The following is a 23,326-nucleotide window of genomic DNA, read 5'->3' on the forward strand; positions in this document are numbered from 1 at the left end:
TTATTTTTATGGTTTTTTCGTTGGTCATATGGAACCTTTGAGGACTAAAAGAATCCTTGTACTCTTTGTCCAAAAATTATTTTAGTGTTGTTGGTTTCATCTTATTTGTAATTTTTTCGTTCTATCAAGTAATACACCAATGGCACTACCAATAGCGTCAAAACAGTGGACACTATGGTTCCTCCCATCAGTGAAATGGCCAATCCCTGAAAAATGGGGTCGAACAAAATCACAAAGGCTCCAATAACAACGGTCCCTGCGGTCAATAAAATTGGTGTGGTACGAACGGCACCGGCTTCTATAACGGCTTGTTTCAAGGGAACCCCGTCATCCAATCTCAAATTGACGAAGTCAATCAGCAGCACCGAGTTCCGCACCATGATTCCCGCAAGGGCAATCATACCAATAAAGGAGGTTGCTGTAAAAAATGCACCGAGCAACCAGTGTCCGAGCACAATACCGATCAATGAAAGTGGTATGGCCACCATCATCACCATGGGTGCCTTAAAGTTTTGGAACCACCCCACGATCAACATATAAATAATGACAATCACACCCAAAAAGGCGATTCCCAAATCGCGGAACACCTCAAGGGTTATCTGCCATTCCCCATCCCACTTTACGGTGTAATCATCTTCAAACTGGGGTTGTTCCATATAGAGTTCGTTGATGGAGTATCCCTGCGGAAGCTCCAATTGGTTCAACTTGTCCGTCATCCCCAAAATGGCGTACACGGGGCTTTCCAATTCCCCTGCCATATCCGACATTACATACACGACCCTTTTTTGGTTTTTCCGGTAGATGCTCTTGGCCTTGATCCCTTCTTTTACCTGAACCAAATCCCCAACGGAAACCATATTGCCCTGCTGTGATGTTATCTTTAACTGTTTGATTTCAGCCAAACTGGATTTATCCTTCTCACTAATGGAAAGCACAATCCCAATTTGATCAAAGGCATCTTCACGGTAGATATGCGATACGGGCTGTTCACGAAAAGCCATACCCATCACCTGTACAATTTGTTGCGGAGTAATGCCATAAAGCATCGCTTTCTCTTTGTCGATTACAAAATCGTACTCGACTTGATCATCCTCGACCATCCAATCCACATCCACAACATCGGTGGTATTGTTCAAAATACCTTTTACCTTTTCGGCCAATGCAATCTGTTTATCATAATCGGGGCCGTACACTTCGGCCACAATGGTGGAGAGCACAGGAGGTCCAGGCGGCACCTCAACAATTTTGATGTTCGCATCGTATTTTTTGCCCAATTCCTGTATTCTTGGTCTGAGCAATTTGGCAATATCGTGGCTCTGTTCGCTTCTATCGTGCTTATCAACAAGATTCACCTGAATATCGGCCATATTGCTACCACCACGAAGGTCGTAATGTCTTACCAAACCATTAAATGTGATTGGGGCAGATGTCCCAACGTAGGTTTGATAGTTGACCACTTCCGGACGAGTGGAAAGATATGCTCCAATTTCCTTGGTTACAGCCGACGTTCTTTCCAAGGTCGTTCCTTCGGGAAGGTCTATCACTACTTGGAACTCGTTCTTGTTATCAAAAGGAAGCATTTTTACGGCTACCGATTTGGTAAAGAACATTCCAATGGAGGCAAGCAGCAAGAAGAAGGTAATCCCCAAGAACAGCCATCTTTTTTTCCTGCTCTCTATCAAAGGGCTTTCAAATCGAGAGTAAGCTTTGTAAATGAAGGTGTCCTGTATTTCAACGGGGGCTTTTTCCTTTTTCTTCTTTTTGTCTTTCTCCCTCAGGAAGATGTAGCCCAAATACGGGGTTATCGTCAATGCCACGAACAATGATAGCAACATCGCAATGGAAGCTCCAATGGGCATGGGTGACATATAAGGCCCCATCAACCCAGATACAAAGGCCATGGGCAATACGGATGCAATTACCGTAAACGTGGCCAAAATGGTCGGGTTCCCTACCTCATTGATGGCATAAATGGCCGCATCCTTGAACGGCAATCGTTTCATTTTAAAGTGACGGTGCATGTTCTCCGCAATAATAATGGAGTCGTCCACTACAATACCTGTTACAAACACCAAGGCAAACAAGGTAATTCGGTTCAAGGTGTAATCCAGCATATAATAGCTGAGCAAGGTCAATGCGAAGGTAATGGGCACCGATAGGAACACCACAAGTCCGCCTCGCCATCCCATGGCCAACATGACCACAAAGGTCACGGCAATGATGGCGCCGATCAAGTGCATCAACAATTCCGATACTTTTTGCGATGCAGTCTGTCCATAGTTCCGGGTTACCTCAACCTTTACCTCATCTGGAATCAGGGTTGTTTTTAAATGATCCACTTTCTCCAAGACCACATCGGCAATCTTCATGGCATCCGCACCTTTGCGCTTGGCAATGGATATGGTTACCGCAGGATATTCTGATTTATAGGTCTCTGCCTTTTCACTTGCAGCCCCAAATCCAAGGGAAACATAGTTTTTAGGCAGTTCTGGACCATCCAATACCTTTGATATCTGTTTTAGATAGATAGGTTGACCTTGTTTGGTGCCTACAATCAGGTTTTCAAGGTCTTCCTTGGTTTTTAAAAAGTTTCCTGTACTGATGTGGAATTCGGTATCGTTGGAAAGGAAGTTTCCGGCATCCATTTGCTGGTTGTTGGCCTTGATCATTTGGGCCACGGCCAACATATCTATGCCCGATTCGGCCATTTTATCCTTGTCCACCACCACACGAAGCTGGGGACTGCGTCCTCCTATCTTTTTGGTGATGGAAACGCCATTTACTTTTTCGATCTCGTTGATGAGCTCTCCTGAAATCTGCCTTAACTGAAAATCATCGTACTCCTCGCTCCAAAGTGTCAATGCTAGCATAGGCACATCGTCAATGGCTCGAGTTTTTACCAAGGGCATGGTAACCCCTGCCGGCATTTGGTCCATGTGCTTGTTGATCTCATCGTACAAACGCACCAAAGATCGTTCGATATCTTCTCCCACGTAGAACTGCACAATGGCCATTCCCTGCTCTTGCATGGAAGTGGTGTACACGTATTCTACGCCTTTAATGTTCGATATAATTTTTTCAAGCGGTTTTGTGATCCTGGATTCCACCTCGGTGGGACTGGCTCCGGGATACCCTACAAAAATATCCGCCATGGGCACGTCTATCTGGGGCTCCTCTTCCCTTGGGATAAGGAAGGAACTGTACACCCCAATGACCATAAATACAATCATTAAGAGCACCGTTAGCTTGGAGCTGATAAACCCTTTGGCAATTCTACCTGCAAGTCCGTCTTTCATTGTTAGCGTTTTTGGGTTATTGAATGCTTACTTTGGCTCCGTTGTACAACTTTCCTTCGGCCGAGACGATATACTTATCTCCTTTGGATAAGCCCGACAACACTTCCACTTCGTCTCCGAAATTCTCTCCCAGTCGCAACCAACGCAACAGGGCCACATTATCCTGACCCAAGGTATACACGCCTGTCAACTGTCCTTTATGCACCAAGGCTTTGGACGGAACCGTAATAACTTTTTTTCCGTTGCTCTCATTTTCCGCCTCCAGCCTAACGGTTGCATACATACCTGACAAAATCTTGGCCTCCGTTTTGTCCATTAAAACCTTCATCAAATATTGTCCACCCGTATTTTGGGCCGATGCACTTAACTCGGACACTGTACCTGTTAGCGTGGTATCCAAAGTTTTCACAAGTATTTGAGCATTGGTTCCCACTTCTATACCGGAAATATTATTCTCTGAAACCTTCGCAACTACTTCAAAACCTCCTCCAGCTGATTCAATGGAAACCAACGGAACACCAGGGTTGGCCATATCGCCCTTGTCAATGTAGGTATTGGTCACCACTCCGCTAAATGGAGCCCTGATATTGGCATAAGCAAACTGGGAGTTAACCTCGTTCTTCATTTGGTTTGCGGCTTCCAATCTGGCTTTGGCCATTTCGTAGTGGGCGGTCATGTCATCCAACTCCTTTTGTGAAGCACTGTTCTCGTTAAAAAGATTCTGGAATCGTTCATAGTCCTTCTTTGCATTGTTGAAGGCAACAGTTGCCTCCGTAATGGATGCCTCCACCTGTGCTTTTTTGGCACGCAAGTCCACGTTGTTGATGGAAATCAATAGATCTCCCTTGTTTACTTTTTGACCTATCTTCACAGGAAGGGATTCCACGTGGCCCATTATTCTAGTGCTTAAAGTGGCGCTGTTTACAGCTGTTATTTGACCACTACCGGCCAAAATGGTGGAATTATCGCCAGTATCCACATCGGCAACGGTTACCTTTACCGCCTCAGAGGTCGTCGCGGCTTGTTTTTCATCACTCCCACACCCTGCAAGGGTCAATCCCAATGCAAGAATTAAAGTGAAGCTTTTATATATCGTAGTGTTTTTCATGTTGCAATTATTCTTTGGTTAAAAATGTTAATAAGGATTGTGCTTGATTGTATTCAAAAATGGTTTGATAATAGGCCAATTGTTTTTCCGCATAGGTGGCTTCGGCCATCAATAGATCCGTTGTTTTTTCGAGACCTTCCTTGAACCGGTTGGTGCGGATTCTCAATGATTCTTCGGATTGCTCCATAGCCAATTTTGAGGTCTGGAGCCTGCTCGCGGCATCCTCGACCATCCGTTTGGTGCGTTGTAGCTCCATAGTACTTTTGGCGACGTACTGCTCGTATTCCTGTTTCGCTTTTTCATAACTTGTTTTACTCTTTCCTGCTTTGGCAAAGCGTTGGGATCCTTTAAAAACATCCCAACTCAAACTTGCCCCGATAATGTATCCTTTGGCATCGGCCTGAAAAATTTGATCGTCGTACATTTCGTAGCTGGCAAAGGCATTAAGCCTTGGCAAAAAGGTCATGTTATCCGCCTTCATGTTGGCTTTGTAAGCTTCGGACACCAAATCCATGGCTTTTACATCGGCCCTGTTTTCCAGTGAAACGTCCACTGATTCGCCCAAATTATCAGGCACCAATTCTTCGGAGGGTTCATAGACCACATCTCCTTGTTCGTTCATTAAAAAGGCTAAATAGTCCGATGCATTTTTCACATTGCTTTTGGCTGTCTTCAGTTGATCGGAAACCTCGGTGACCCGTACCTTCACTTCCAACAAATCCGCTTTTTGAAGCAAGCCTTGATCATAGCTGTTCTGTGCCATGTTCAAATTGGCATTTGCAGCCTCATGGGCTTTTTGAAGTACATCCACAGCTCTATGTGCCAATTGTAATTGCCCGTAGGCCTTTTGGGCTTCAAAATCCAGATAATCGCGGGTGCGCATGGCCTGAAGCTCTTTGGCTTCCATGGTTGTTTTAGCGGCTTTACGTTGATAAAACCCATCCAAATTGATCAAGGGCTGTTTCACCGAAACTACGGTGGCGTAGTTCTCGATCTGATCGGGATCGTTCAACAAGGCAGGGTTAAAATCTGCCTGGGTCAAAATCTCTTGGTTGAGTTTGGAACCGAAAGCCATCAAAGGATTTGTGGTCGCCATTCCTGTATGCGACACAGCTATCTGTGGCAAAAAAATGGAATTGGAGAACCTATAATCGTATTTTGCCATTTTGGCCTCCTGTTCGGACACCTTGATGCTGGCATTGGACTCTTGCACCTTTGTCAATACTTCTTCCATGGAAATCTTGACAGGGTCTTGGGCAAATAGTTGTCCCTGGATCCAAATGAGTATGGTAAATGTAATTATTCGTTTCATGTATTTAACTAATTTGAAGCAAAATTAAATTTGGCAATTCGCCTGCACAGTAACCTTGGTTACCGAGAAAAATGTCCTGTTTCCATAAAAAAAAATGAACCTCAACATGCCCCTGTCACCAAAGAAATGGGTCATATTGAGGCAAATTCAATAAGTAGGACGGGGGTTATGCGTTCCGGGTTCCCCCGTGACCTCCAGCCACCACAATCAAAACTTTAATGCTCAAATAGATGAACTTAAAGAACTGGATGATGGGGTTCATCATCATAAATCGTTTGTATTTGGATATTCTTCGTGTCATAACTGTCTATTCTGGAATTAACCACCAAAAGGGTTTCATTTTTGCTTTGTAAAGGAATGCGTGGTGAAGGGCCAACTTCAGCCAATGTCCGGCAAGGCCAATGGTACCAAAGGTTTTGCCCAATTTTCTGCCATGTGTATCCGGATATTTCTTAAAATCTGGAACAATGGGATAGGTGGTAATGCTAATGCCACTGCCCTTCGTCATCCCGAACCCCGCCGATGCTATGCATGCAGCACCCATATTTCCCATGGATCCTTTATGGTGCAACCCCTTGTCTGAATGTTTGATCATTTCGATGATGTTGTCGGCCACCAATTTTGCGGTGATGCCCGATGGCATTCCCGTTCTTGGAGGGGCGGGTGTAATATCCGTACCGTTCTTGCTCTTTCTGGGTTTGGAAATACCGTGCGGCGGTGCAAAGGCAATTCCTGGGGCAAAAATGTTGGGATAGGAGGGGTTTTGATAGGTTTCGGGCCAATCCTGCACACTCCACTCTTCATAGGGTTTGGGTGTGTAGTCGGCATCCACGACCATGAATCCCCTAAAGAGTTTGTCCGTGATATCGTCCCCCGTTTTGTTGTAAGCCTTAAACCCATGACCTGAGAAAGAGGGGATCAACATGGCAAAATCAAAAGATGCCTGTTTTTGTTCCCCTTCAAGATTTTCATAATGGGCCACCCCATCTTCCACTTTATGGACGCCAGCTCCCAAAATCCATGAAATGCCACGGTCTTCGAAAACCATTTCAACCATTTCACTGGACTTCATAATATTACTGCCATAACTCAACAACATACCGTCCATGCCAAAATCCCCGAGATGGTATTCGTTGGAAACCCAAGTGATCTCGGCCATGTCCCTCACTTTGTGCCTACGCAGCTCTTGTTCCACGTTCAGGATGTATTCGAAAGCGGCACCCTGGCAGGTTGATTTCGCATGCCCGGTCCCAATCAAAATTTTGGCCTTTTTTCCCTGTTTCATTTGTTGGATGAGATCATTCAGGGCGGTCCATGCTTCATCGGCATGGGTATAGGTGCAAACGGAATGGGCTTTGTTTTTTCCGGGCGATAGCCCTTCGGTGGCCTCAAAATTGAGTTTTGGACCGGTGGCATTGATCAGGTAATCGTAGGTTACCTTTTCTTGGGTTTCTTTTTCATCTCCGGCAACATATTCTGCCAGCACATAGGGCTTCGATTCTTCTGTATCGCCCTCTGGATGAAAGCTGACCGCCTTTGCCTGTTTGTAATCGATATGTTTTTTGGCATACAAAGGAGCCAAAGGGAACAGAATGTCCTTCGATTTCATTCTCCCGATTCCCACCCAAATGTTGGAAGGAATCCATTGGTAGTTACTGTTGGGTGATACCACCACTACTTCATGCTCTTTGGAGAGCTTTCTTCTGAGATGGGATGCGGCCACGTGACCAGCTATACCAGCTCCAAGGACGACTATTTTGGCCATTTTATATCATTTACCCAAAGTTACCTTTAGGTTTTAAGATATAAAGTGACCTAGGTCACATTACAAAGAAGAGGTGGAAGTCTAATCTAATTATCTCATCAACAAACAAAAGCTCGTTTGTTGTGATGCCAAAAGAGATGTGGAAAAATCTTATTTTTTATCGCTGTTCATCATAGCAAAGACTGCAATTACCAGAACAACGACCACAACAGCGAACACACCTATCATCCAGATGCCGTTCTCCCATGATACCAATGGAATACTAAAGAGTGTTTTCACAACGTATTGGTTTTAAGTTTAAATCAAAATTAAATACTGTACTGTAACCAAAACATGATAATCCTCATAAGGTCCTTAACCAACTTTCGGGTTTTTATCAAATTCCTGTATGTTAAACACAAAAAGAGGTCTAAAAGATAGGTTTCAGTTTCTCATAACAATTGATTTATCGGTATGATGATATTCTGAAATGAATTCAGAATGACGCATTTTGAATACTTTTTTAAACTTCTCCTTTTTCAACCTTCCAAAAAAATTAATCCTTGACCTTGCAGCTATTGATTCCAAAAAGGGTGTACAAAGGACAAAAACCAACAAAACTTGTTAAGACAAATATGGCTGCAAAAGCTAGCAGCACATATGCCAATGTTCCTGTTATCACATTAAAATAATATAGTGCCCCTACACCAAGCGCCAAGATAACCCGAATTGTGCGGTCTGCCCCGCCCATGTTTTTTTTCATCATTGATAGTTTATGATTCTTACTATACAATTTACCAAAAATTGGATCAGTTTGTACAGCTTTGTTTTGATTTTCAATGAATTGGGTTGAAAAAGTTGGGTTTTATTGAAAACCGCGCAGTAAACTTGGTTACACAGAAGCATTATTTTTAAAGTATTTTTGTTTTTGAATCAGTTTTTAGCCTTTTTAACGACTCAATACAAGTATGCTGGATTATTTTGATGCTTTTATCAACGGTTTTTTGGGAACGGCCAGGTGGACTTGGAAGTCAATCATTTTTGAAGTCCCCTGGTACACCAACTATTTCTGGGGACTGATCCTAATTTCTGTTTTGGTTTGGGTTTTGGAGATTTTGTTTCCTTGGCGCAAAGAACAATCCATTTTTAGAAAGGATTTTTGGTTGGACACATTTTACATGTTTTTCAACTTTTTCATTTTTGCCATTGTAATAAATGGGGTTTACAAAGTACTCGGCGTATTTTTTGCCGATGTGGGAATTACTTCAAAAACATTGACCATTGTAGATATTGCACATTGGTCACAATGGGTTCAATTGCTAGTCTTTTTTGTGGTTCTCGATTTTGTGCAGTGGTTTACCCACGTGTTACTGCACAGGTATCCCGTGCTTTGGGAGTTCCATAAAGTGCACCATAGCGTTAAAGAAATGGGTTTTGCGGCCCATATGCGTTTCCATTGGATGGAAAATGTTCTTTACAAGCCTTTAAAAACATTGGGGGTGATGGTTCTTGGTGGTTTTGAACCCGAACAGGCCTATATTGTACATTTTGCGGCTATAGCCATTGGGCATTTCAACCATTCGAACATCAAATTGACCTACGGACCATTAAAATATATCTTGAACAATCCCGTGATGCACCTATACCACCATGCATACAATCTACCAGAAGGACATCGGTATGGAATGAATTATGGGATAAGTCTCAGTCTTTGGGATTATATTTTCCGCACTAACCATGTTCCAGAAAGTGGCGGAAAAATTGAATTGGGTTTTCCGGGAGACGAGGATATCCCCAAAGGTTTTTGGGGCCAATTGGTCCATGGATTCAAAAAGCCAAAAAAATAAAATCTAATCAGGGTTTTTCGAAGCATCGAAAACTATACTCCAAATACCTCGTACCTCATCGGGTCCATAACCGACAGCCTTGTCTTCTGGGTAAAATTCCGATAAATGGGTCAATACCTCTGGAGCAATATTCTTTTCCGGGCTTCCATGACAATTCAAGCACAAGCCTTTGGTAACAATGGGATAGTAGAAATAAACTTCCCCGTTTGCCTTATCCAAAATAGGTGCGATCGAATCACCTGAGACAATTGCTTTCTTAAATGTTTCTATATGCGCCAATTCTGTGGCATTGGCCTTATTGTTGGGATTTCGGGGTTTATCGGAAACCCTTTTTATTCGGGCGTTAAACTTTGTGGCCATACTATCCGTCAACGGATAGGCCTTCTCGTTACAGAAAACAACGGCCTCCTTTACGCCTTTGTTCTGTATAGTTCCCATTAACGCCTTTCCCAAAACTTTTTGGGTTTCTTGGGCATAGGACATGCCCATTTCTGCATAATCTGGATTTTCGGGCGATACTTTTTTATCTGATATTTTTGGCCCCTGCTTACAAGAAAGGAACAGCAGAAAAATTAATATGAAAATTGGATAAAATCGCATTATTTGGATATTTTACCATTGGTTCAACTTACAAAAGATTTTGCTTTTTCCACAAAACCATTTTCCTTATCCATAGTGGTATAGCCCATTTATTTGAGAGTTTCTTTAATTAAGGAAGCATCATCGGAGCTTTCATGTTCAAAGCCGACCGATGAGCTATCCTTCTCCACAATCACATCTTTTATTTCTGATAATTTCTTTGAAATGGTATTGACACTACCCCGCATTTGAGGTTTTGTACCCGGAATGTTGTTTTCATATTGACTATATCCGGATCAATAGCGCCAACCCATGTATCCGCCCCTTAAATCGTAAACCTTGGTGAAGCCCAAACTCACCAGCTTTTTTGCTGCTTTTTGACTTCTATTTCCGGATTGGCAATAAATGTACACGGGAGCATCCTTTTTCAATTTTGAAAAAGCGGCATCAAATGCAACTCCTTGAAAAAAATCGATATTCCTGGCTCCTTTTATGTGGCCCGATAGAAACTCTCCCTTGGTTCTGACATCCACCAATTGGACCTTACTTTTGGAAATGGCGGTTTTATATTCCTCCCTATCCAAAATATTGATTTCATCAGGGAGGTTTTGTTCTTTGAACAAAAAGCTTAATATTGACATAGAATCGTTGTTTTAAGGGGCTAAAATACCTCGGCCAACCTATGAGGGTCAGTAACGATAGTTACACAAAAACAACTTTAATGCTTTTTTAAGAAGTTATCCCCACCTTACTTCAAAGTAGTGGGACATACGTAATCCGTAACAGGAATCCCTGCGTTTTTTATGTCGGCAAAACCACCTGCTACGTCAACTAGGTTATGAATCCCCCTGCTTTTTAAGATAGAAGAAGCAATCATGCTCCTATAACCTCCTGCACAATGGACATAGAAGGTTTCTTGTTCTGGAAATTCCGACATATGATCGTTGATAAAGTCCAAAGGGGTTAAATGGGCATCCTCCACGTGCTCTGCTTTAAATTCAGATTCTTTTCTAACATCATAAATGGGCACGCCTTTATCAATTAATGTTTTTAGCTCTTCGGCATTAACGCTGTTCACGGTATCAATTTCTTTTCCTGCGTTTTTCCATGCATCAATTCCTCCTTTCAGGTAACCCAGGGTATGGTCAAAACCTACCCTTGACAATCGGGTAATGGTTTCTTCTTCGCGTCCTTCGGGGGTTACGAGCAGAATAGGCTGTTTTACATCGGCAACAAGGGCACCGACCCAAGGCGCAAAACTTCCGTCCAATCCAATGAATATGGAGCGGGGCACATGGCCTTTTGCAAATTCATCTTGATGGCGTACATCTAGAACAACAGCGCCTGTTTCGTTGGCGGCAGCTTCAAAAGCCTCTGGAGATAGAGCTTGGGTTCCCCTTTCCAATATTTTGTCGATATCCTCATAACCTTCTTTGTTCATTTTCACGTTCAACGGAAAGTATTGCGGTGGAGGCAAAAGCCCTTCGGTTACCTCTTCGATAAATTCGTCTCTCGTCATATCGGCTCTCAGAGCGTAGTTCATTTTTTTCTGATTGCCCAAGGTGTCCACGGTTTCTTTCATCATATTTTTTCCACAGGCGGAACCTGCTCCGTGCGCAGGGTAAACAATCACGTCATCGGCCAATGGCATAATCTTGTTGCGAAGACTGTCGAACAAAGTACCGGCCAACTCCTCCTGTGTCATATGGGCCGCTTTTTGGGCAAGGTCAGGCCTTCCCACATCTCCCAGGAACAAGGTGTCACCGCTGAAAATGGCATGGTCCTTTCCATTTTCATCCTTCAACAAATAGGTGGTGCTTTCCATGGTATGGCCAGGGGTGTGCATGGCTGTTATGGTAATTTCCCCCAACTTAAACTCTTGCCCATCTTTAGCGATAATCGCATCAAAAGAGGGTTTGGCCGTAGGCCCATAGATGATGGGCGCACCTGTCCCCTTCGATAAGGTTACGTGTCCGCTCACAAAATCTGCATGAAAATGGGTCTCAAAAATGTACTTGATGGTGGCTCCATCTTCCTTGGCCTTTTTTATGTAGGGCTGCACTTCCCTTAGAGGGTCTATAATGGCGGCTTCGCCTTCACTTTCTATATAGTAAGCGCCTTGTGCAAGGCATCCTGTGTAAATCTGTTCAATTTTCATTTCTTATGGTTTTTACCAAAAATAAATTTGTCTCTTGTGCTTTTCAGTTACCAAAGTTACAAACTCTTTGTCTTGGACTGTAAGGACACTTTTTTTTGCATAAGGCTTCGCTCTTTTTGTTCGGTACAGCAGTCCACGGCGTCAAAAGTCTGGACAAACAGGTTTTCTTCACCAAGAATGTCCACAATACCACTGCTGTACAGAATATCCCTTGTGGGGCCTATGGCGGCTGCTATAAAAAAATGGATGCCTTTTTTCCGTAAGTCGAGTATAATCCGTTCCAACATGCTCGCAGCACTGCTGTCTATATAATTTATGGGCTCCGCATTTAGGATGATGTACTTGAGGACAGGGCCTTTCTTCTCGATTTGTCTATAGAGTTGTTTTTTGAAATAATCTTTGTTGCCAAAATACAATTGGGCATCGAACCTTATGACCAATTTATCTGCATCCACTTCCACATCTTCCGAGAAACGGTCAATGTTCTTGTAATAGTGGGTTCCCCTGACTTTTCCCAAAACGGCCATGTGCGGTTTGGATATCCTATATACAAGCAACATTAGGGAGAGTAATACCCCTAAAAGGATTCCCTCCATCAAACCAATAAAAAGGGTCATCAAAAAAGTGGCCGTCAACAGGAAAAACTCGTCTTTTCTGTTCTTCCACAATACCAAGGGGTATTTTATATCTATAAGGCCAACCACCGAAACTATGATGATGGCACCCAAGACCACGGCGGGCAATTTGTAGAACAATGGGGTGAGGAAGAGCAGTACGCCCGCTATAATAAGTGTGCTAAAGATAAGTGACATCCCTGTTTTTGCCCCAGTCTGGTCATTGACCGCGGTCCTTGAAAAACTGCCGGACACGGAAAAAGACTGAAAGAAAGATCCCAAAATATTGGAAAGGCCCAAAGCTCGCAGCTCTTGGTCGGCATCCAGTTCGTATTCCGGGTGTTTTTCCTCAACTGTCTTTGCTATGGAAACGGATTCCATAAACCCAAAAAGCGCCACTGTTATGGCAATGGGCATAAGCTGTCCCATTTTGTCCCATTGGAATTGTGGAAGCTGAAAATCGGGAAGGCCCTCTGGAATATCGCCCACAATATAAATCCCCTTTGTTTCCAAATTAAAAACCACTACTGCCAAGATGCCGAGCACCACGATCAACAAGGGGGCGGGCAGTTTTTTGTTGATGATTTTCAGTAAAAACATTAAAAATATGGAGATTGCGCCTAGTCCGAGGGTCAGTAGGTCTACATTGTCTAAGCTTCCAATGATATTGCCCACCAGTTCATGAATTTTACTGGACTGTGCAAAGTTTGACCCCAATATGTGTTTCAATTGTCCCAAGCCTATCAATATGGCAGCAGCAGATGTAAACCCACTAATGACAGGTTTGGACAAAAAATTTACAAAAAACCCCATTCTCAAAATACCCAAAAGAAGCTGTATTCCCCCTATGAGCAGGGTCAAAAAAAGTACGGTGGAAATATATTCCTCCGTGTTTACCAGTTGCAATGCGCCAACCCCTGCCGCGACCAATAATGAATCCATGGCCACAGGCCCTACGCCCAATTGCCTTGATGTTCCCATAAGAGCATATACCAATGGAGGTACCAATGCAGCATATAGCCCATAGATTGGAGGCATTCCTGCGATCATCGCATAGGCCATTCCTTGTGGTACCAACATGATTCCTACGGTAAGGCCCGCAATCAGGTCTCCTCGGAGCAATGATTTGTTGTATGTGGCCATCCAAGATAAAAATGGCAAGTACCGTTTGATCATGTGATAGGTTTTATACAAAAATAGGGTGGCCTAAGGAGAACCAATGTAACAAAGTATACACTTATAGATCCACAATTTCGATATAACTTCGATGAAGCACCAGTTTCTTCATTTTTTCCAATTTTTTCAATAATCTGGAAACCACAACCCTTGAGGTGTGAAGATCATAGGCAATTTCTTGGTGTGTGTTTCGAATGCGGTTGTCGTTGGTTACCTCGACTTTCTTTTGGAGGTAGTCCACCAATCTTTGGTCTAAATTTTTGAACGCGATACTGTCCACGGTCTGCAATAACTCGTTCAAACGGTTGTGATAGCTTTCAAAGACATAGTTTCTCCACCCTTTGTACTTGCCCATCCACTCTTCCATTTTCTGAACGGGAACCATTATCATTTTGGTTTCGGTTTCGGTTATGGCCCTGATCTCACTTTTGGTTTGCCCCATGCAACATGCCATTGTTACGGAACAGGTTTCGCCTTGTTCCAGATAATATAGGAGCAATTCATCCCCTTCATCATCTTCCCTGAGCACTTTTATGGCTCCGGACAACAGCAAGGGTATGCTTCTTATGTATTGTCCGATATCCATTATGGTTTCGCCTGCCGGGACTTCCTTTAATGTCCCCACTTCAAGAATCTCATCAATAAGGGGTTGTTCAAAATGGCTGTTGAATGTTGCTAAAAGCTCTTCTTCCATAGAATTAAAATACACTCCCCTAAGGTAACCATTTTAGGAAAAACCTTAAGTTTTTGAGCAACCCAAAAATAAAATCCACACTTTTTGCGGGACACCTTAATTTAATTAAGAATATTGTTCGCCGCCAATTCCATATAACTGAGATCAAATTGGAAATCCTCGCTTTCTTTTATGGATTACAATCCCTTATAGTGACCAAAAAAATGCATAACACCATTAAAACAAGTCATAATCTTACCCTGTACACTTCTCCATTTTGCCGCCAATTGCAATTCTTGCGGAATCAAGGCCATTTAAATTATGGTTAGCAAACGATTATTGATTTATATGTTGAATTATTGAAACAATAAGGCACACTTCATAATAATTAGCTATTTTCATTGCCATTTTAATCTTGTTATATGTATTGGATAGGTTTTGATATTGGTAGTTCTTCCATAAAAGCTGCTTTGATCAGTGCTGACGATGGGAGTTTTGTAAGTATGGCCCAATATCCTGAGAGAGAAATGTCCATGGCCTCGATCAATCCAGGTTGGGCAGAGCAAGATCCGGAGGTTTGGTGGAAAAACCTGTGTATCGCTACCAAAAAATTACTTTCGGAAAATAATGTCGATAAAAACAATATAAAGGGAATAGGCATTTCCTACCAAATGCACGGACTTGTAGTGGTGGACAAAGCCCTCAATCCCTTGAGGCCTTCCATTATTTGGTGCGATAGCAGGGCTGTAGCAACAGGGGAAAATTTGTTCCAAAAGGTTGGGAAGGAAAAATGTGTAGGTCATTTGCTCAATTCCCCCGGTAATTTTACACTATCCAAGCTAAAATGGGTCAAGGATAACGAACCCGATACATACCAAAAAATCCATAAGTTTATGCTTCCTGGAGATTTTATTGCCTTACGGTTATCCGGGGAGTGCGTTACCACCCCCTCGGGACTTTCCGAAGGGATAATGTGGGACTTTAAAAAGAACGACCTTGCCGATTGGCTTTTGGAAGCGGCAGAAATAGACCCTAAGCTTGTTTCCAAAATTCACCCCTCGTTTTCAGAACAAGGTTATGTGAGCAAGCAAGGAGCTATGGACAGTGGCCTGCCCGAAGGCATTCCTATAATGTACAGGGCCGGGGACCAACCCAACAATGCCCTTTCCCTTAATGTAATGGAGCCAGGGCAAATTGCGGCCACCGGGGGAACTTCCGGAGTTGTATATGCCATATCTGGGCAAGAAAATACGCGGGAGCATACAAGAATCAACAGTTTCGCGCACACCAACCATACAGCTCAAAAAACGCGAATAGGAAAATTATTGTGCATCAACGGTACAGGAATCCAGTACAGTTGGATCAAAAACGAACTGACCCACGAACTTTCTTACAATGATATGAACCAACAGGCCGAAACCATCCCGATCGGTTCCAACGGCCTTTGCATTCTTCCCTTTGGGAACGGCGCGGAACGCATGCTGGAAAATTGTAGAAAAGGCTCACGCATCCTTAACCTCAATTTCAACATCCATAAAACGCCCCATTTATTCCGGGCAGCGCTCGAAGGCATTGCATTTGCGTTTGTGTATGGCATGGAAATATTACAAAACGACGGCGTTGATATTCAATCCATAAAAGCTGGTAATGATAACCTTTTTAGGGCAGGAATATTTTCCAAAACCATTTCTACACTCACAAAGAGCCGGATTGATATTGTGGAAACCACTGGTGCCGTAGGAGCTGCAAGGGCAGCAGCCTATGCCTTTGGAGATTTCGCAAGCATTGGAGAGGCCACTGCATCAGACGCTATCCAATTGACCTATGAACCCGACAACCAAAAACTGAACGAATACAAACAGGCCTATGAAATCTGGAAAAGGGCCCTAAATGAATATATTGATTAACCGAACAAAACAATTATGATCACAAAAGGAGACAAAGAATTTTTTAAAGGCATTGGAAAAATTGCATTCGAGGGGAAGGAATCGGACAACCCTTTGGCTTTTAAATATTATGATGAAAATAAGATGGTAGGCGGCAAAACCATGAAAGAACATTTCAAATTTGCCATCGCCTACTGGCATACTTTTAACGACACGGGCAGCGACCCCTTTGGGGCACCCACCAAAAATTTCCCGTGGTTGACCAATACAGACCCCGTTCAGCAGGCCAAGGACAAAATGGATGCAGCCTTCGAGTTCATTACAAAAATTGGTGCGCCCTATTACTGTTTCCACGATATTGACCTGATCGATGAGGGCAGTACCTTGGCCGAATCGGAAAAAAGGTTGGATGTCATAACGGATTATGCCCAAGAAAAGATGAAGGAATCCGGAGTTAAATTGCTCTGGGGAACGGCAAACTGTTTCAGCCATCCACGCTACATGAACGGAGCCGCTACCAACCCCGATTTTGATGTGGTAGCCACTGCAGGGGCCCAAGTGAAAAATGCGCTCGATGCAACCATCAAACTTGGAGGGGAAAACTATGTGTTCTGGGGTGGACGCGAGGGGTACATGTCATTGCTCAACACCGATATGGGCCGCGAACAGGACCATATGGCACGCTTCCTGCACATGGCCAAGGACTACGCACGCAAACAAGGGTTCAAGGGAACGTTCTTCATCGAACCCAAACCCATGGAACCCACAAAGCACCAATACGACTTTGATTCGGCCACTGTTATCGGTTTCCTTACCAAATACGATTTGTTGGACGACTTTAAACTCAATATTGAGGTAAACCACGCTACTTTGGCACAACATACCTTTGAGCATGAACTGCAAGTGGCAGCGGACAACAATCTTTTGGGAAGCATTGATGCCAACAGAGGCGATTACCAAAACGGTTGGGACACCGACCAGTTCCCTGTTGATGTTTACGAGCTGGCCCAAGCTATGTTGGTGATCCTGCAAGCAGGAGGTTTCCAGGGTGGAGGCATTAACTTTGATGCCAAACTTAGAAGAAACTCCACCGACCTGGAAGACATTTTCTATGCGCACATTGGGGGAATGGATGCATTTGCCAGGGCATTGCTGGCGGCCAACGCCATTTTGGAAAATTCCAATTATCTTAGCTTGAGAAAAAATCGCTACGCATCTTTTGATACCGGCTCTGGGAAGGCATTCGAGGAAGGTAAGCTTTCTTTGGAAGATCTTTATGCACATGCAACAACCCATCAGGACATCAAAAAGATCAGCGGTAAGCAAGAATTGTTCGAAAATATTATCAACCAATATATTTGATCAAACAACCGACTAAACAAACCGTTTTGGCCTAAGGCCGAAACATCAAACTTTATTTTATGGCACTTATTTCGTTTTTAGGGTTCACGCTTTTGGTGGGGATAATATCATGGTGGTCCGTTAGAAAAACAGATGAATCATCTTCCGATGGCTACTTTTTGGGAGGCAGGAGTCTTACCGCAGGGGTCATAGCCGGGTCCCTGTTATTGACCAATCTGTCCACCGAACAAATAGTGGGCCTTAATGGGAGCGCCTATAAAGACGGGCTTTCGGTAATGGCCTGGGAAACCTTGGCCGCCCTGGCCATTGTGGTCACAGCATTATTTTTGCTGCCACGCTATTTAAAAGGCGGATTGACCACGGTGCCCCAATTCTTGGCCAAACGGTTTGATGTCACTACAAAAACCATAACCTCTGGATTGTTCCTAACGGGGTATGTGGTGGTGTTGCTTCCGGTAATCCTATATTCTGGGTCGGTGGCCATTAGCGGCATGTTCGATGTTCCTGGATTACTTGGGGTCTCGGATTCCACCGCCTTGGTAATTTGTATCTGGGGAATTGGTATCATAGGGTCTATTTATGCTGTTTTTGGTGGATTGAAGGCGGTTGCCGTTTCGGATAGTATCAACGCGGTCGGACTTATAATCGGTGGAATACTGATTCCTGTTTTTGGATTGATGGCGATAGGCGATGGAAGTATTTTGGGAGGGCTGGAAACCTTAATGGCCGCCAATCCCGAACGTTTCGATTCTACAGGAAACCCTGGACAAGAAGTCCCCTTTGCCACCATTTTTACCGGAATGATGCTGGTCCAGCTTTTTTATTGGGGGACCAATCAACAGATCATTCAGCGTGGTTTAGGCGCTAAAAACTTGGCAGAAGGGCAAAAAGGGCTTTTATTGGCGGCATTCTTAAAGATTTTGGGACCAATCATTCTGGTATTGCCTGGCATGATTGCCTATTACTATTTTGAAGGAGGGCTTGCAAGCAGTGACCTTGCTTATCCGGAATTGGTAAGGGCCGTGCTCCCAAAACCGTTGATGGGCTTTTTTGCCGCGGTTCTCTTCGGTGCTATCCTGAGTTCTTTTAATAGTGTGCTCAACAGTTCGGTTACCTTGTTCGGGATAGATATCTACAAACAGCACATCAATAAAAATGCCTCGGAGATGATTGTGGTAAAATACGGTAAGGTGTTTGGCGTATGTTTGGCATTGGCCGCCATGTTCATTGCCCCGCTCATTGCCAATGCGGGCAGTTTGTTCAACTACCTACAAGAAATCAACGGAATTTACAGTATCCCGATTTTCACGATTATTGTAGTTGGGTATCTAACAAAAAGGGTTCCTGCCATTGCAGCCAAAATCGGTATTCTTTCAGGGTCTGTTCTTTATATCATCAGCCAATTTATCGTTGGCCCAAAAATGGTGGCCAAAGCCCTTGCCGAAGCCAAGGCAAATGGTATTACCGACCCTGTTGAACTAAATATGGTAGAAGCTGGGGCATATCCGCATTATCTTCATGTAATGGCCATATTGTTTGTTTCCAACATTATCATTATGCTGATTATTGGAAAATTCTATCCAAGAAAGGAACCTTTCCAACTGGAGTACACCAAACAGGTATCCATAGAGCCTTGGAAACATGTAAAACTGGCAAGTGGGTTTATCGCTTTTATTGTAATTGCCATCTATATCTACTTTGCAAGGTAGAACCGATTGAATAAAAACGAAAAGGCCCCGAAAATTGTTCCGGGGCCTTTTTTATTGCAATACGCTTTTTAAGAAATTGTCTTTGTAAGCCCTCCCCATAGGTATTTTGGCGCCATTGGTCAACAGTACCAAATTGCCCGAGATCCTGTCGATCTTTTGGGTGTTGATGATATAGGATTTGTGTATTTGATGAAATTGGCTGCTGGCCAATACCTCCACCCAGTGCCGTAGGGACTCATTGGACAATATTTTCTTTTCCTGAAAGTGGATTTCGGTATAATCGGAATCTGAAGTGATCGTATAGATGTCCTTTATCAATACCTTGATATGTTCGTGGCTGGATTTTACGTAGATTTCCGCAAGGGGAGCAGTATCGTTTTTTGATATGATATGCTCTTGCTTGGCGTTTACTTTGTTTATGGCCTGCAAAAAGCGCTGGAAAGAAAATGGTTTTAGGAGGTAATCCACAACATTCAGGTCGTATCCTTCAAGGGCGTATTCGGAAAAAGCAGTGGTCAGGATAACCTGTGGCGGGTCTGGAATACTTTTTAAGAAATCCAATCCGTTGATTTTGGGCAAGTGGATGTCCAAAAACATCAAATCCACCGATTCGGTATTCAAGAATTCCATCGCCTTCAACCCATCGGAAAATACATCTACCAACTCCAAGGTGGGTACATCTTGGATAAATTTTCTTAAAATTCGCTGTGCAGGCGGTTGGTCTTCAACAATAATACACCTCATAACCTATACTTTTTCCAATTCCAATCTTAGGTACACATTATAGGAATTGTCGGCCTCTTCTATTTTTAGAACATGTTTTTTAGGGTACAATAGTTCAAGGCGTTTTCGTACGTTCTTTAATCCTATTCCCTTTGCAACACTGTCCAGGCTAAACCCGGGCTCATAATTGTTCTTGCAACTAAACTCCAATGTAGCATTGTTCAACTTTACGGATATATCTATTTCGATATCGGAAGATTGTCCGGACTGACTGTGCTTGAAAGCATTTTCAATAAATACAATCAAAATTAAAGGTGCGATCTTGTACTCTCCTTCAATCTTGTCCACATCAAACTGAACCTCGCCCCTATCCTCTATCTGTAGTTTATACAACCGGATAAAGTTGCCCAATTGCTCCAATTCCTTTTTTAAAGGTACAAACTGTTCCTTGGATTCGTACAACATGTACCGCAGTACCCCGCTCATTTCAAGAATGATCTCCGGGGTCTTTGGTGATTCCTGAAGGGCATAGGAATAAAGGTTGTTCAAATTATTGAACAAAAAATGGGGGTTTATCTGACTTCGCAAGAATTGCAGTTCGCTTTCTTGAATGGTTGTCTCAAGTTCATCTATCTGAGCCTGTTTTTTCAGGGCATCCCATCCAAATTTACAACCAGAAAGTATGAACATTACGGGCAAGACCCCTAAAAGGGAGACATAAATTCCGGGGAAAGTTTCCGCCCTTTTTGTATTGGGGAATATAAGAGGTTCCAAAACTGTTTCTTCTATGGTAATTATTATCGCCACGACCATGCCGGCCCCCAAAAAGAATTGCCAATATTTTTTTTTGTACAAAAATTTGGGCATGAGGTAGTACGTGATCGCTACTGTGGCAACGGCATAAAATAGAAGGAATATAGCCCGGTGCACGACTATGCTTCCTGTATGTCTTTCAAAAGAAAAAAACAGGAGCACTAGTATGTGGAGTACTATTTGAAAAAGAAGTTCTTTTTTAGAAATCAATACACAATAATTAATTAGGGCCAAAACTATACATAAAACTGTTGTAAATGAAAAGCAGTTTTACCAACAACCAAATTTACCCCCTAAACGACATTTTACTTCTTGCCATTCGTAATTAATTGGTTGATTGAGGGTTAACCTGTGTCGTTCACGGAAAATATTTATAATTTACATGCTGATGGTCCATATTTAGACCGGGCCATTGTCAAAAGTGATGGCTCATAAGTTTAAAAAACAATATCACTAACACTTAAATCACTCAACAATGAAGAAGACATTTCTAGCACTCGCATTCTTAACCTCTTTGATGGTAGCTGCGCAATCTACATGGAAATCGGATGGAGCGCACTCCAAGGTAGGTTTTGGCATTACCCATTTAATGATATCGGAAATAGAAGGACATTTTAGTGATTTTGACATCACAGCGACCGCAACCGACACCTTTGACGAGGCTGAATTTACCGTTGATATTAAAACAACCAGTATTGATACGGATAACGAAAGACGGGACGACCACTTAAGAAGTGCTGATTTTTTTGATGCAGAAAGGTATCCTTCCATTACCTTTAAAAGCACCAATTTTGAAAAAACGGGGGACAATACCTTTAAACTGACCGGTGACCTGAGTATGCACGGTGTTACCAAACCGGTAAGCTTGGAGGGAAAAGTGAACGGGATAATTACCGACCAGCGAAGCCAAAAATTGAAGGCAGGACTCAAACTAACTGGCACCGTTAACCGATTGGAGTTTGGTGTTGGCGACGACACGCCAACTTTGGGCGATGAGGTGAAAATCACCATTAACTTAGAAATGGCCCAGCAGTAGTAGTGTAGCATAGAGGGTGTTTAAAAGGTAGGTTTTCGTCAACCTGAAATGGACCTGCATCAGGCTCGAATTCAGAATGGCGCATCCCAATAGGCACTTTTTAGCCACCCTCATTTTTTCCAAATGTTAAGTATTGAAAAAATACATCTAAGCCTCCTTCATAGGTCAATTTTGCACCGACCGTGAAATGGCTCAGCCATTTCTTAGAATCTTTTCCATTTTTTTGCCTTTTGCCAGCTCATCCACCAATTTGTCGAGATACCGGACTTGTTGGGTCAATGGGTTTTCAATTTCTTCAATCCTGTACCCGCAAATGACTCCTTTTATCAGGCTAGCATTGGGGTTCAATGTGGCTTCTTTAAAAAAGGTTTCAAACGTTGCTCGCCGGTCAATAAGGGCCTTTATTTTTTTGTTGTCAAAACCTGTTAGCCATGTTATAACTTGATGTAATTCTTCTTTTGTCCGACCTTTTTTCCCAATTTTTGCAACATAATGTGGATATACCGATGCAAAGGTCATATTCGCCATTCGTTTATTGTGTTCGGGAGTGGTTTTCATTTTATCTGAGTTTTTCTAAGCGCCCTTTTCTTTTTACAATATTTATATAGTCCCATTGTATTTCTAGTGATTTTTTAAGCCACCGTGTCAAATCCGAAGTTTCAACTTCAAGTACACTGGTATAAAAAATGGAGGCGTCTTTAAATTTTTTTCCTTTTACATTTAAGTGGTCTTCTTTAAAATCCGCACCGCTCCAAAACATAGGTCTTATTCCTTTTTTTTGGATGCTGTACCCAACAATTGGATTGCCGTCCAAAAACCAAACAGGATGGGAGTGCCAGATCTTATTTTCCGCTTCGGTAAGTTCGTTGTTTATTGTTGTTGCCAGTAAATCGCAGATTTCTTTATCAGGGAGTAGTTGACTGTCGTTATATGTTTGGATTTCTTCTTTCATATTCGAGTAATAACTTAATTGTTTTCAAACTGTTCCTTCCAGTAAGAGTATACCAAATGTAACCCTGAATATACTTGGGAAGGTACATAAAAAAGAAAAACAGGTCGGTATATTATCCGGTCCTGTCGCAAATACTTTGGAATTTTTATACATCTGACCTCGAAGGGGAATTTGAGATTGTAATTGAAGGCTCTACAACTAGAATACAACCTGTAAAAGTGGTAACAAGGTTCAGGGTTCAATAATTGCCTTAACGCGATCTTTTATGTACTTCTTCTCAAGCCTTTTTTATACTATCTTCTGGTCGATAGGGAACCCTGTTGGGCGCAAATCTGGGG

At 42.9% G+C, this 23,326-nt stretch carries 21 protein-coding genes; 5 read left to right on the forward strand and 16 right to left on the reverse strand.

The features are described 5' to 3' along the window. Positions 1–101 precede the first annotated feature (101 nt). The 7 genes from VM932_RS01720 to VM932_RS01750 all read right to left on the reverse strand — a co-directional run bounded on the left by VM932_RS01720 (position 102) and on the right by VM932_RS01750 (position 8,226). Entirely contained in the window at positions 102–3,296 is a 3,195-nt protein-coding gene (locus VM932_RS01720) for an efflux RND transporter permease subunit (RefSeq protein ID WP_326276853.1), read from the reverse strand. 16 nt (positions 3,297–3,312) lie between these two features. Continuing rightward, positions 3,313–4,404 (reverse strand): efflux RND transporter periplasmic adaptor subunit, encoded by a 1,092-nt coding sequence (locus VM932_RS01725; protein ID WP_326276854.1) that lies wholly within the window; start codon positions 4,402–4,404, stop codon positions 3,313–3,315. Positions 4,405–4,411: 7 nt separating this feature from the next. Beyond that, positions 4,412–5,716: a TolC family protein gene (locus VM932_RS01730; RefSeq protein WP_326276855.1), complete on the reverse strand. Its 1,305-nt coding sequence runs from the start codon at positions 5,714–5,716 to the stop codon at positions 4,412–4,414. 166 nt (positions 5,717–5,882) lie between these two features. After that, complete coding sequence (locus VM932_RS01735) at positions 5,883–6,017, reverse strand: hypothetical protein (RefSeq protein WP_255307398.1); 135 nt, start codon at positions 6,015–6,017, stop codon at positions 5,883–5,885. A 6-nt stretch (positions 6,018–6,023) separates the two neighbouring features. Then, positions 6,024–7,481: an NAD(P)/FAD-dependent oxidoreductase gene (locus VM932_RS01740; RefSeq protein ID WP_326276856.1), complete on the reverse strand. Its 1,458-nt coding sequence runs from the start codon at positions 7,479–7,481 to the stop codon at positions 6,024–6,026. 150 nt (positions 7,482–7,631) lie between these two features. Beyond that, complete coding sequence (locus tag VM932_RS01745) at positions 7,632–7,760, reverse strand: hypothetical protein (RefSeq protein WP_326276857.1); 129 nt, start codon at positions 7,758–7,760, stop codon at positions 7,632–7,634. A 256-nt stretch (positions 7,761–8,016) separates the two neighbouring features. Beyond that, a complete protein-coding gene (locus VM932_RS01750; RefSeq protein ID WP_428979814.1) occupies positions 8,017–8,226 on the reverse strand; it encodes a YgaP family membrane protein in 210 nt (69 codons plus the stop codon). 202 nt (positions 8,227–8,428) lie between these two features. On the opposite strand from VM932_RS01750, the gene VM932_RS01755 reads away from it, so the two are divergent. Next, on the forward strand, positions 8,429–9,307 hold the full coding sequence (locus VM932_RS01755) for a sterol desaturase family protein (RefSeq protein WP_326276858.1): 879 nt from the start codon (positions 8,429–8,431) through the stop codon (positions 9,305–9,307). Between the two features lie 3 nt (positions 9,308–9,310). Here the strand turns inward: VM932_RS01755 and VM932_RS01760 are convergent, their stop codons facing one another. From VM932_RS01760 to VM932_RS01780, 5 genes are all read right to left on the reverse strand, one after another. Then, positions 9,311–9,907 (reverse strand): Tll0287-like domain-containing protein, encoded by a 597-nt coding sequence (locus VM932_RS01760; RefSeq protein WP_326276859.1) that lies wholly within the window; start codon positions 9,905–9,907, stop codon positions 9,311–9,313. 275 nt (positions 9,908–10,182) lie between these two features. Then, positions 10,183–10,527, reverse strand: coding sequence for a rhodanese-like domain-containing protein (locus VM932_RS01765; protein ID WP_326276860.1), 345 nt, complete (start codon positions 10,525–10,527; stop codon positions 10,183–10,185). A 107-nt stretch (positions 10,528–10,634) separates the two neighbouring features. Beyond that, positions 10,635–12,044, reverse strand: a complete 1,410-nt coding sequence (locus tag VM932_RS01770; protein WP_326276861.1) for an MBL fold metallo-hydrolase — start codon at positions 12,042–12,044, stop codon at positions 10,635–10,637. Positions 12,045–12,100: 56 nt separating this feature from the next. Then, on the reverse strand, positions 12,101–13,834 hold the full coding sequence (locus VM932_RS01775) for a SulP family inorganic anion transporter (protein WP_326276862.1): 1,734 nt from the start codon (positions 13,832–13,834) through the stop codon (positions 12,101–12,103). A 61-nt stretch (positions 13,835–13,895) separates the two neighbouring features. Then, entirely contained in the window at positions 13,896–14,528 is a 633-nt protein-coding gene (locus tag VM932_RS01780) for a Crp/Fnr family transcriptional regulator (RefSeq protein ID WP_326276863.1), read from the reverse strand. A 401-nt stretch (positions 14,529–14,929) separates the two neighbouring features. Here VM932_RS01780 and VM932_RS01785 point away from each other — a divergent pair, with 401 nt between their 5' ends. Genes VM932_RS01785 through VM932_RS01795 form a run of 3 tightly spaced genes read left to right on the forward strand, consistent with a single transcriptional unit; the run spans position 14,930 to position 19,464 of the window. Then, positions 14,930–16,414, forward strand: coding sequence for a xylulokinase (locus tag VM932_RS01785; protein ID WP_326276864.1), 1,485 nt, complete (start codon positions 14,930–14,932; stop codon positions 16,412–16,414). A gap of 15 nt (positions 16,415–16,429) precedes the next feature. After that, positions 16,430–17,755, forward strand: coding sequence for a xylose isomerase (xylA, locus tag VM932_RS01790; RefSeq protein ID WP_326276865.1), 1,326 nt, complete (start codon positions 16,430–16,432; stop codon positions 17,753–17,755). Between the two features lie 59 nt (positions 17,756–17,814). After that, positions 17,815–19,464, forward strand: a complete 1,650-nt coding sequence (locus VM932_RS01795) for a solute:sodium symporter family transporter (protein ID WP_326276866.1) — start codon at positions 17,815–17,817, stop codon at positions 19,462–19,464. A 51-nt stretch (positions 19,465–19,515) separates the two neighbouring features. On the opposite strand, the gene VM932_RS01800 is transcribed toward VM932_RS01795, so the two are convergent. Together VM932_RS01800 and VM932_RS01805 are read right to left on the reverse strand one after the other, a co-directional pair. Next, positions 19,516–20,208, reverse strand: coding sequence for a LytR/AlgR family response regulator transcription factor (locus VM932_RS01800; RefSeq protein WP_326276867.1), 693 nt, complete (start codon positions 20,206–20,208; stop codon positions 19,516–19,518). Positions 20,209–20,211: 3 nt separating this feature from the next. Then, complete coding sequence (locus VM932_RS01805) at positions 20,212–21,042, reverse strand: sensor histidine kinase (protein WP_326276868.1); 831 nt, start codon at positions 21,040–21,042, stop codon at positions 20,212–20,214. A gap of 433 nt (positions 21,043–21,475) precedes the next feature. Here VM932_RS01805 and VM932_RS01810 point away from each other — a divergent pair, with 433 nt between their 5' ends. Continuing rightward, positions 21,476–22,036, forward strand: a complete 561-nt coding sequence (locus VM932_RS01810; protein WP_326276869.1) for a YceI family protein — start codon at positions 21,476–21,478, stop codon at positions 22,034–22,036. A 192-nt stretch (positions 22,037–22,228) separates the two neighbouring features. On the opposite strand, the gene VM932_RS01815 is transcribed toward VM932_RS01810, so the two are convergent. Together VM932_RS01815 and VM932_RS01820 are read right to left on the reverse strand one after the other, a co-directional pair. Next, positions 22,229–22,594: a DUF2200 domain-containing protein gene (locus tag VM932_RS01815; RefSeq protein ID WP_326276870.1), complete on the reverse strand. Its 366-nt coding sequence runs from the start codon at positions 22,592–22,594 to the stop codon at positions 22,229–22,231. Between the two features lies 1 nt (position 22,595). Continuing rightward, the gene (locus VM932_RS01820) at positions 22,596–22,988 is read right to left on the reverse strand and encodes a DUF1801 domain-containing protein (protein WP_326276871.1); all 393 of its coding nucleotides are present in this window, start codon (positions 22,986–22,988) and stop codon (positions 22,596–22,598) included. Between the last annotated feature and the right edge of the window lie 338 nt (positions 22,989–23,326).

Source organism: Flagellimonas halotolerans (assembly GCF_035818535.1).
In the GTDB taxonomy this organism is placed as follows: Bacteria; Bacteroidota; Bacteroidia; order Flavobacteriales; family Flavobacteriaceae; genus Flagellimonas; species Flagellimonas halotolerans.

What these genes read in the sequence shown, in the direction of transcription:
- VM932_RS01720 (WP_326276853.1), bottom strand. Translation starts at nt 3,296, where the DNA reads ATGAAAGACGGACTTGCAGGTAGAATTGCCAAAGGGTTTATCAGCTCC.
- VM932_RS01725 (WP_326276854.1), bottom strand. Translation starts at nt 4,404, where the DNA reads ATGAAAAACACTACGATATATAAAAGCTTCACTTTAATTCTTGCATTG.
- VM932_RS01730 (WP_326276855.1), bottom strand. Translation starts at nt 5,716, where the DNA reads ATGAAACGAATAATTACATTTACCATACTCATTTGGATCCAGGGACAA.
- VM932_RS01735 (WP_255307398.1), bottom strand. Translation starts at nt 6,017, where the DNA reads ATGACACGAAGAATATCCAAATACAAACGATTTATGATGATGAACCCC.
- VM932_RS01740 (WP_326276856.1), bottom strand. Translation starts at nt 7,481, where the DNA reads ATGGCCAAAATAGTCGTCCTTGGAGCTGGTATAGCTGGTCACGTGGCC.
- VM932_RS01750 (WP_428979814.1), bottom strand. Translation starts at nt 8,226, where the DNA reads ATGATGAAAAAAAACATGGGCGGGGCAGACCGCACAATTCGGGTTATC.
- VM932_RS01755 (WP_326276858.1), top strand. Translation starts at nt 8,429, where the DNA reads ATGCTGGATTATTTTGATGCTTTTATCAACGGTTTTTTGGGAACGGCC.
- VM932_RS01760 (WP_326276859.1), bottom strand. Translation starts at nt 9,907, where the DNA reads ATGCGATTTTATCCAATTTTCATATTAATTTTTCTGCTGTTCCTTTCT.
- VM932_RS01765 (WP_326276860.1), bottom strand. Translation starts at nt 10,527, where the DNA reads ATGTCAATATTAAGCTTTTTGTTCAAAGAACAAAACCTCCCTGATGAA.
- VM932_RS01770 (WP_326276861.1), bottom strand. Translation starts at nt 12,044, where the DNA reads ATGAAAATTGAACAGATTTACACAGGATGCCTTGCACAAGGCGCTTAC.
- VM932_RS01775 (WP_326276862.1), bottom strand. Translation starts at nt 13,834, where the DNA reads ATGATCAAACGGTACTTGCCATTTTTATCTTGGATGGCCACATACAAC.
- VM932_RS01780 (WP_326276863.1), bottom strand. Translation starts at nt 14,528, where the DNA reads ATGGAAGAAGAGCTTTTAGCAACATTCAACAGCCATTTTGAACAACCC.
- VM932_RS01785 (WP_326276864.1), top strand. Translation starts at nt 14,930, where the DNA reads ATGTATTGGATAGGTTTTGATATTGGTAGTTCTTCCATAAAAGCTGCT.
- xylA (WP_326276865.1), top strand. Translation starts at nt 16,430, where the DNA reads ATGATCACAAAAGGAGACAAAGAATTTTTTAAAGGCATTGGAAAAATT.
- VM932_RS01795 (WP_326276866.1), top strand. Translation starts at nt 17,815, where the DNA reads ATGGCACTTATTTCGTTTTTAGGGTTCACGCTTTTGGTGGGGATAATA.
- VM932_RS01800 (WP_326276867.1), bottom strand. Translation starts at nt 20,208, where the DNA reads ATGAGGTGTATTATTGTTGAAGACCAACCGCCTGCACAGCGAATTTTA.
- VM932_RS01810 (WP_326276869.1), top strand. Translation starts at nt 21,476, where the DNA reads ATGAAGAAGACATTTCTAGCACTCGCATTCTTAACCTCTTTGATGGTA.
- VM932_RS01815 (WP_326276870.1), bottom strand. Translation starts at nt 22,594, where the DNA reads ATGAAAACCACTCCCGAACACAATAAACGAATGGCGAATATGACCTTT.
- VM932_RS01820 (WP_326276871.1), bottom strand. Translation starts at nt 22,988, where the DNA reads ATGAAAGAAGAAATCCAAACATATAACGACAGTCAACTACTCCCTGAT.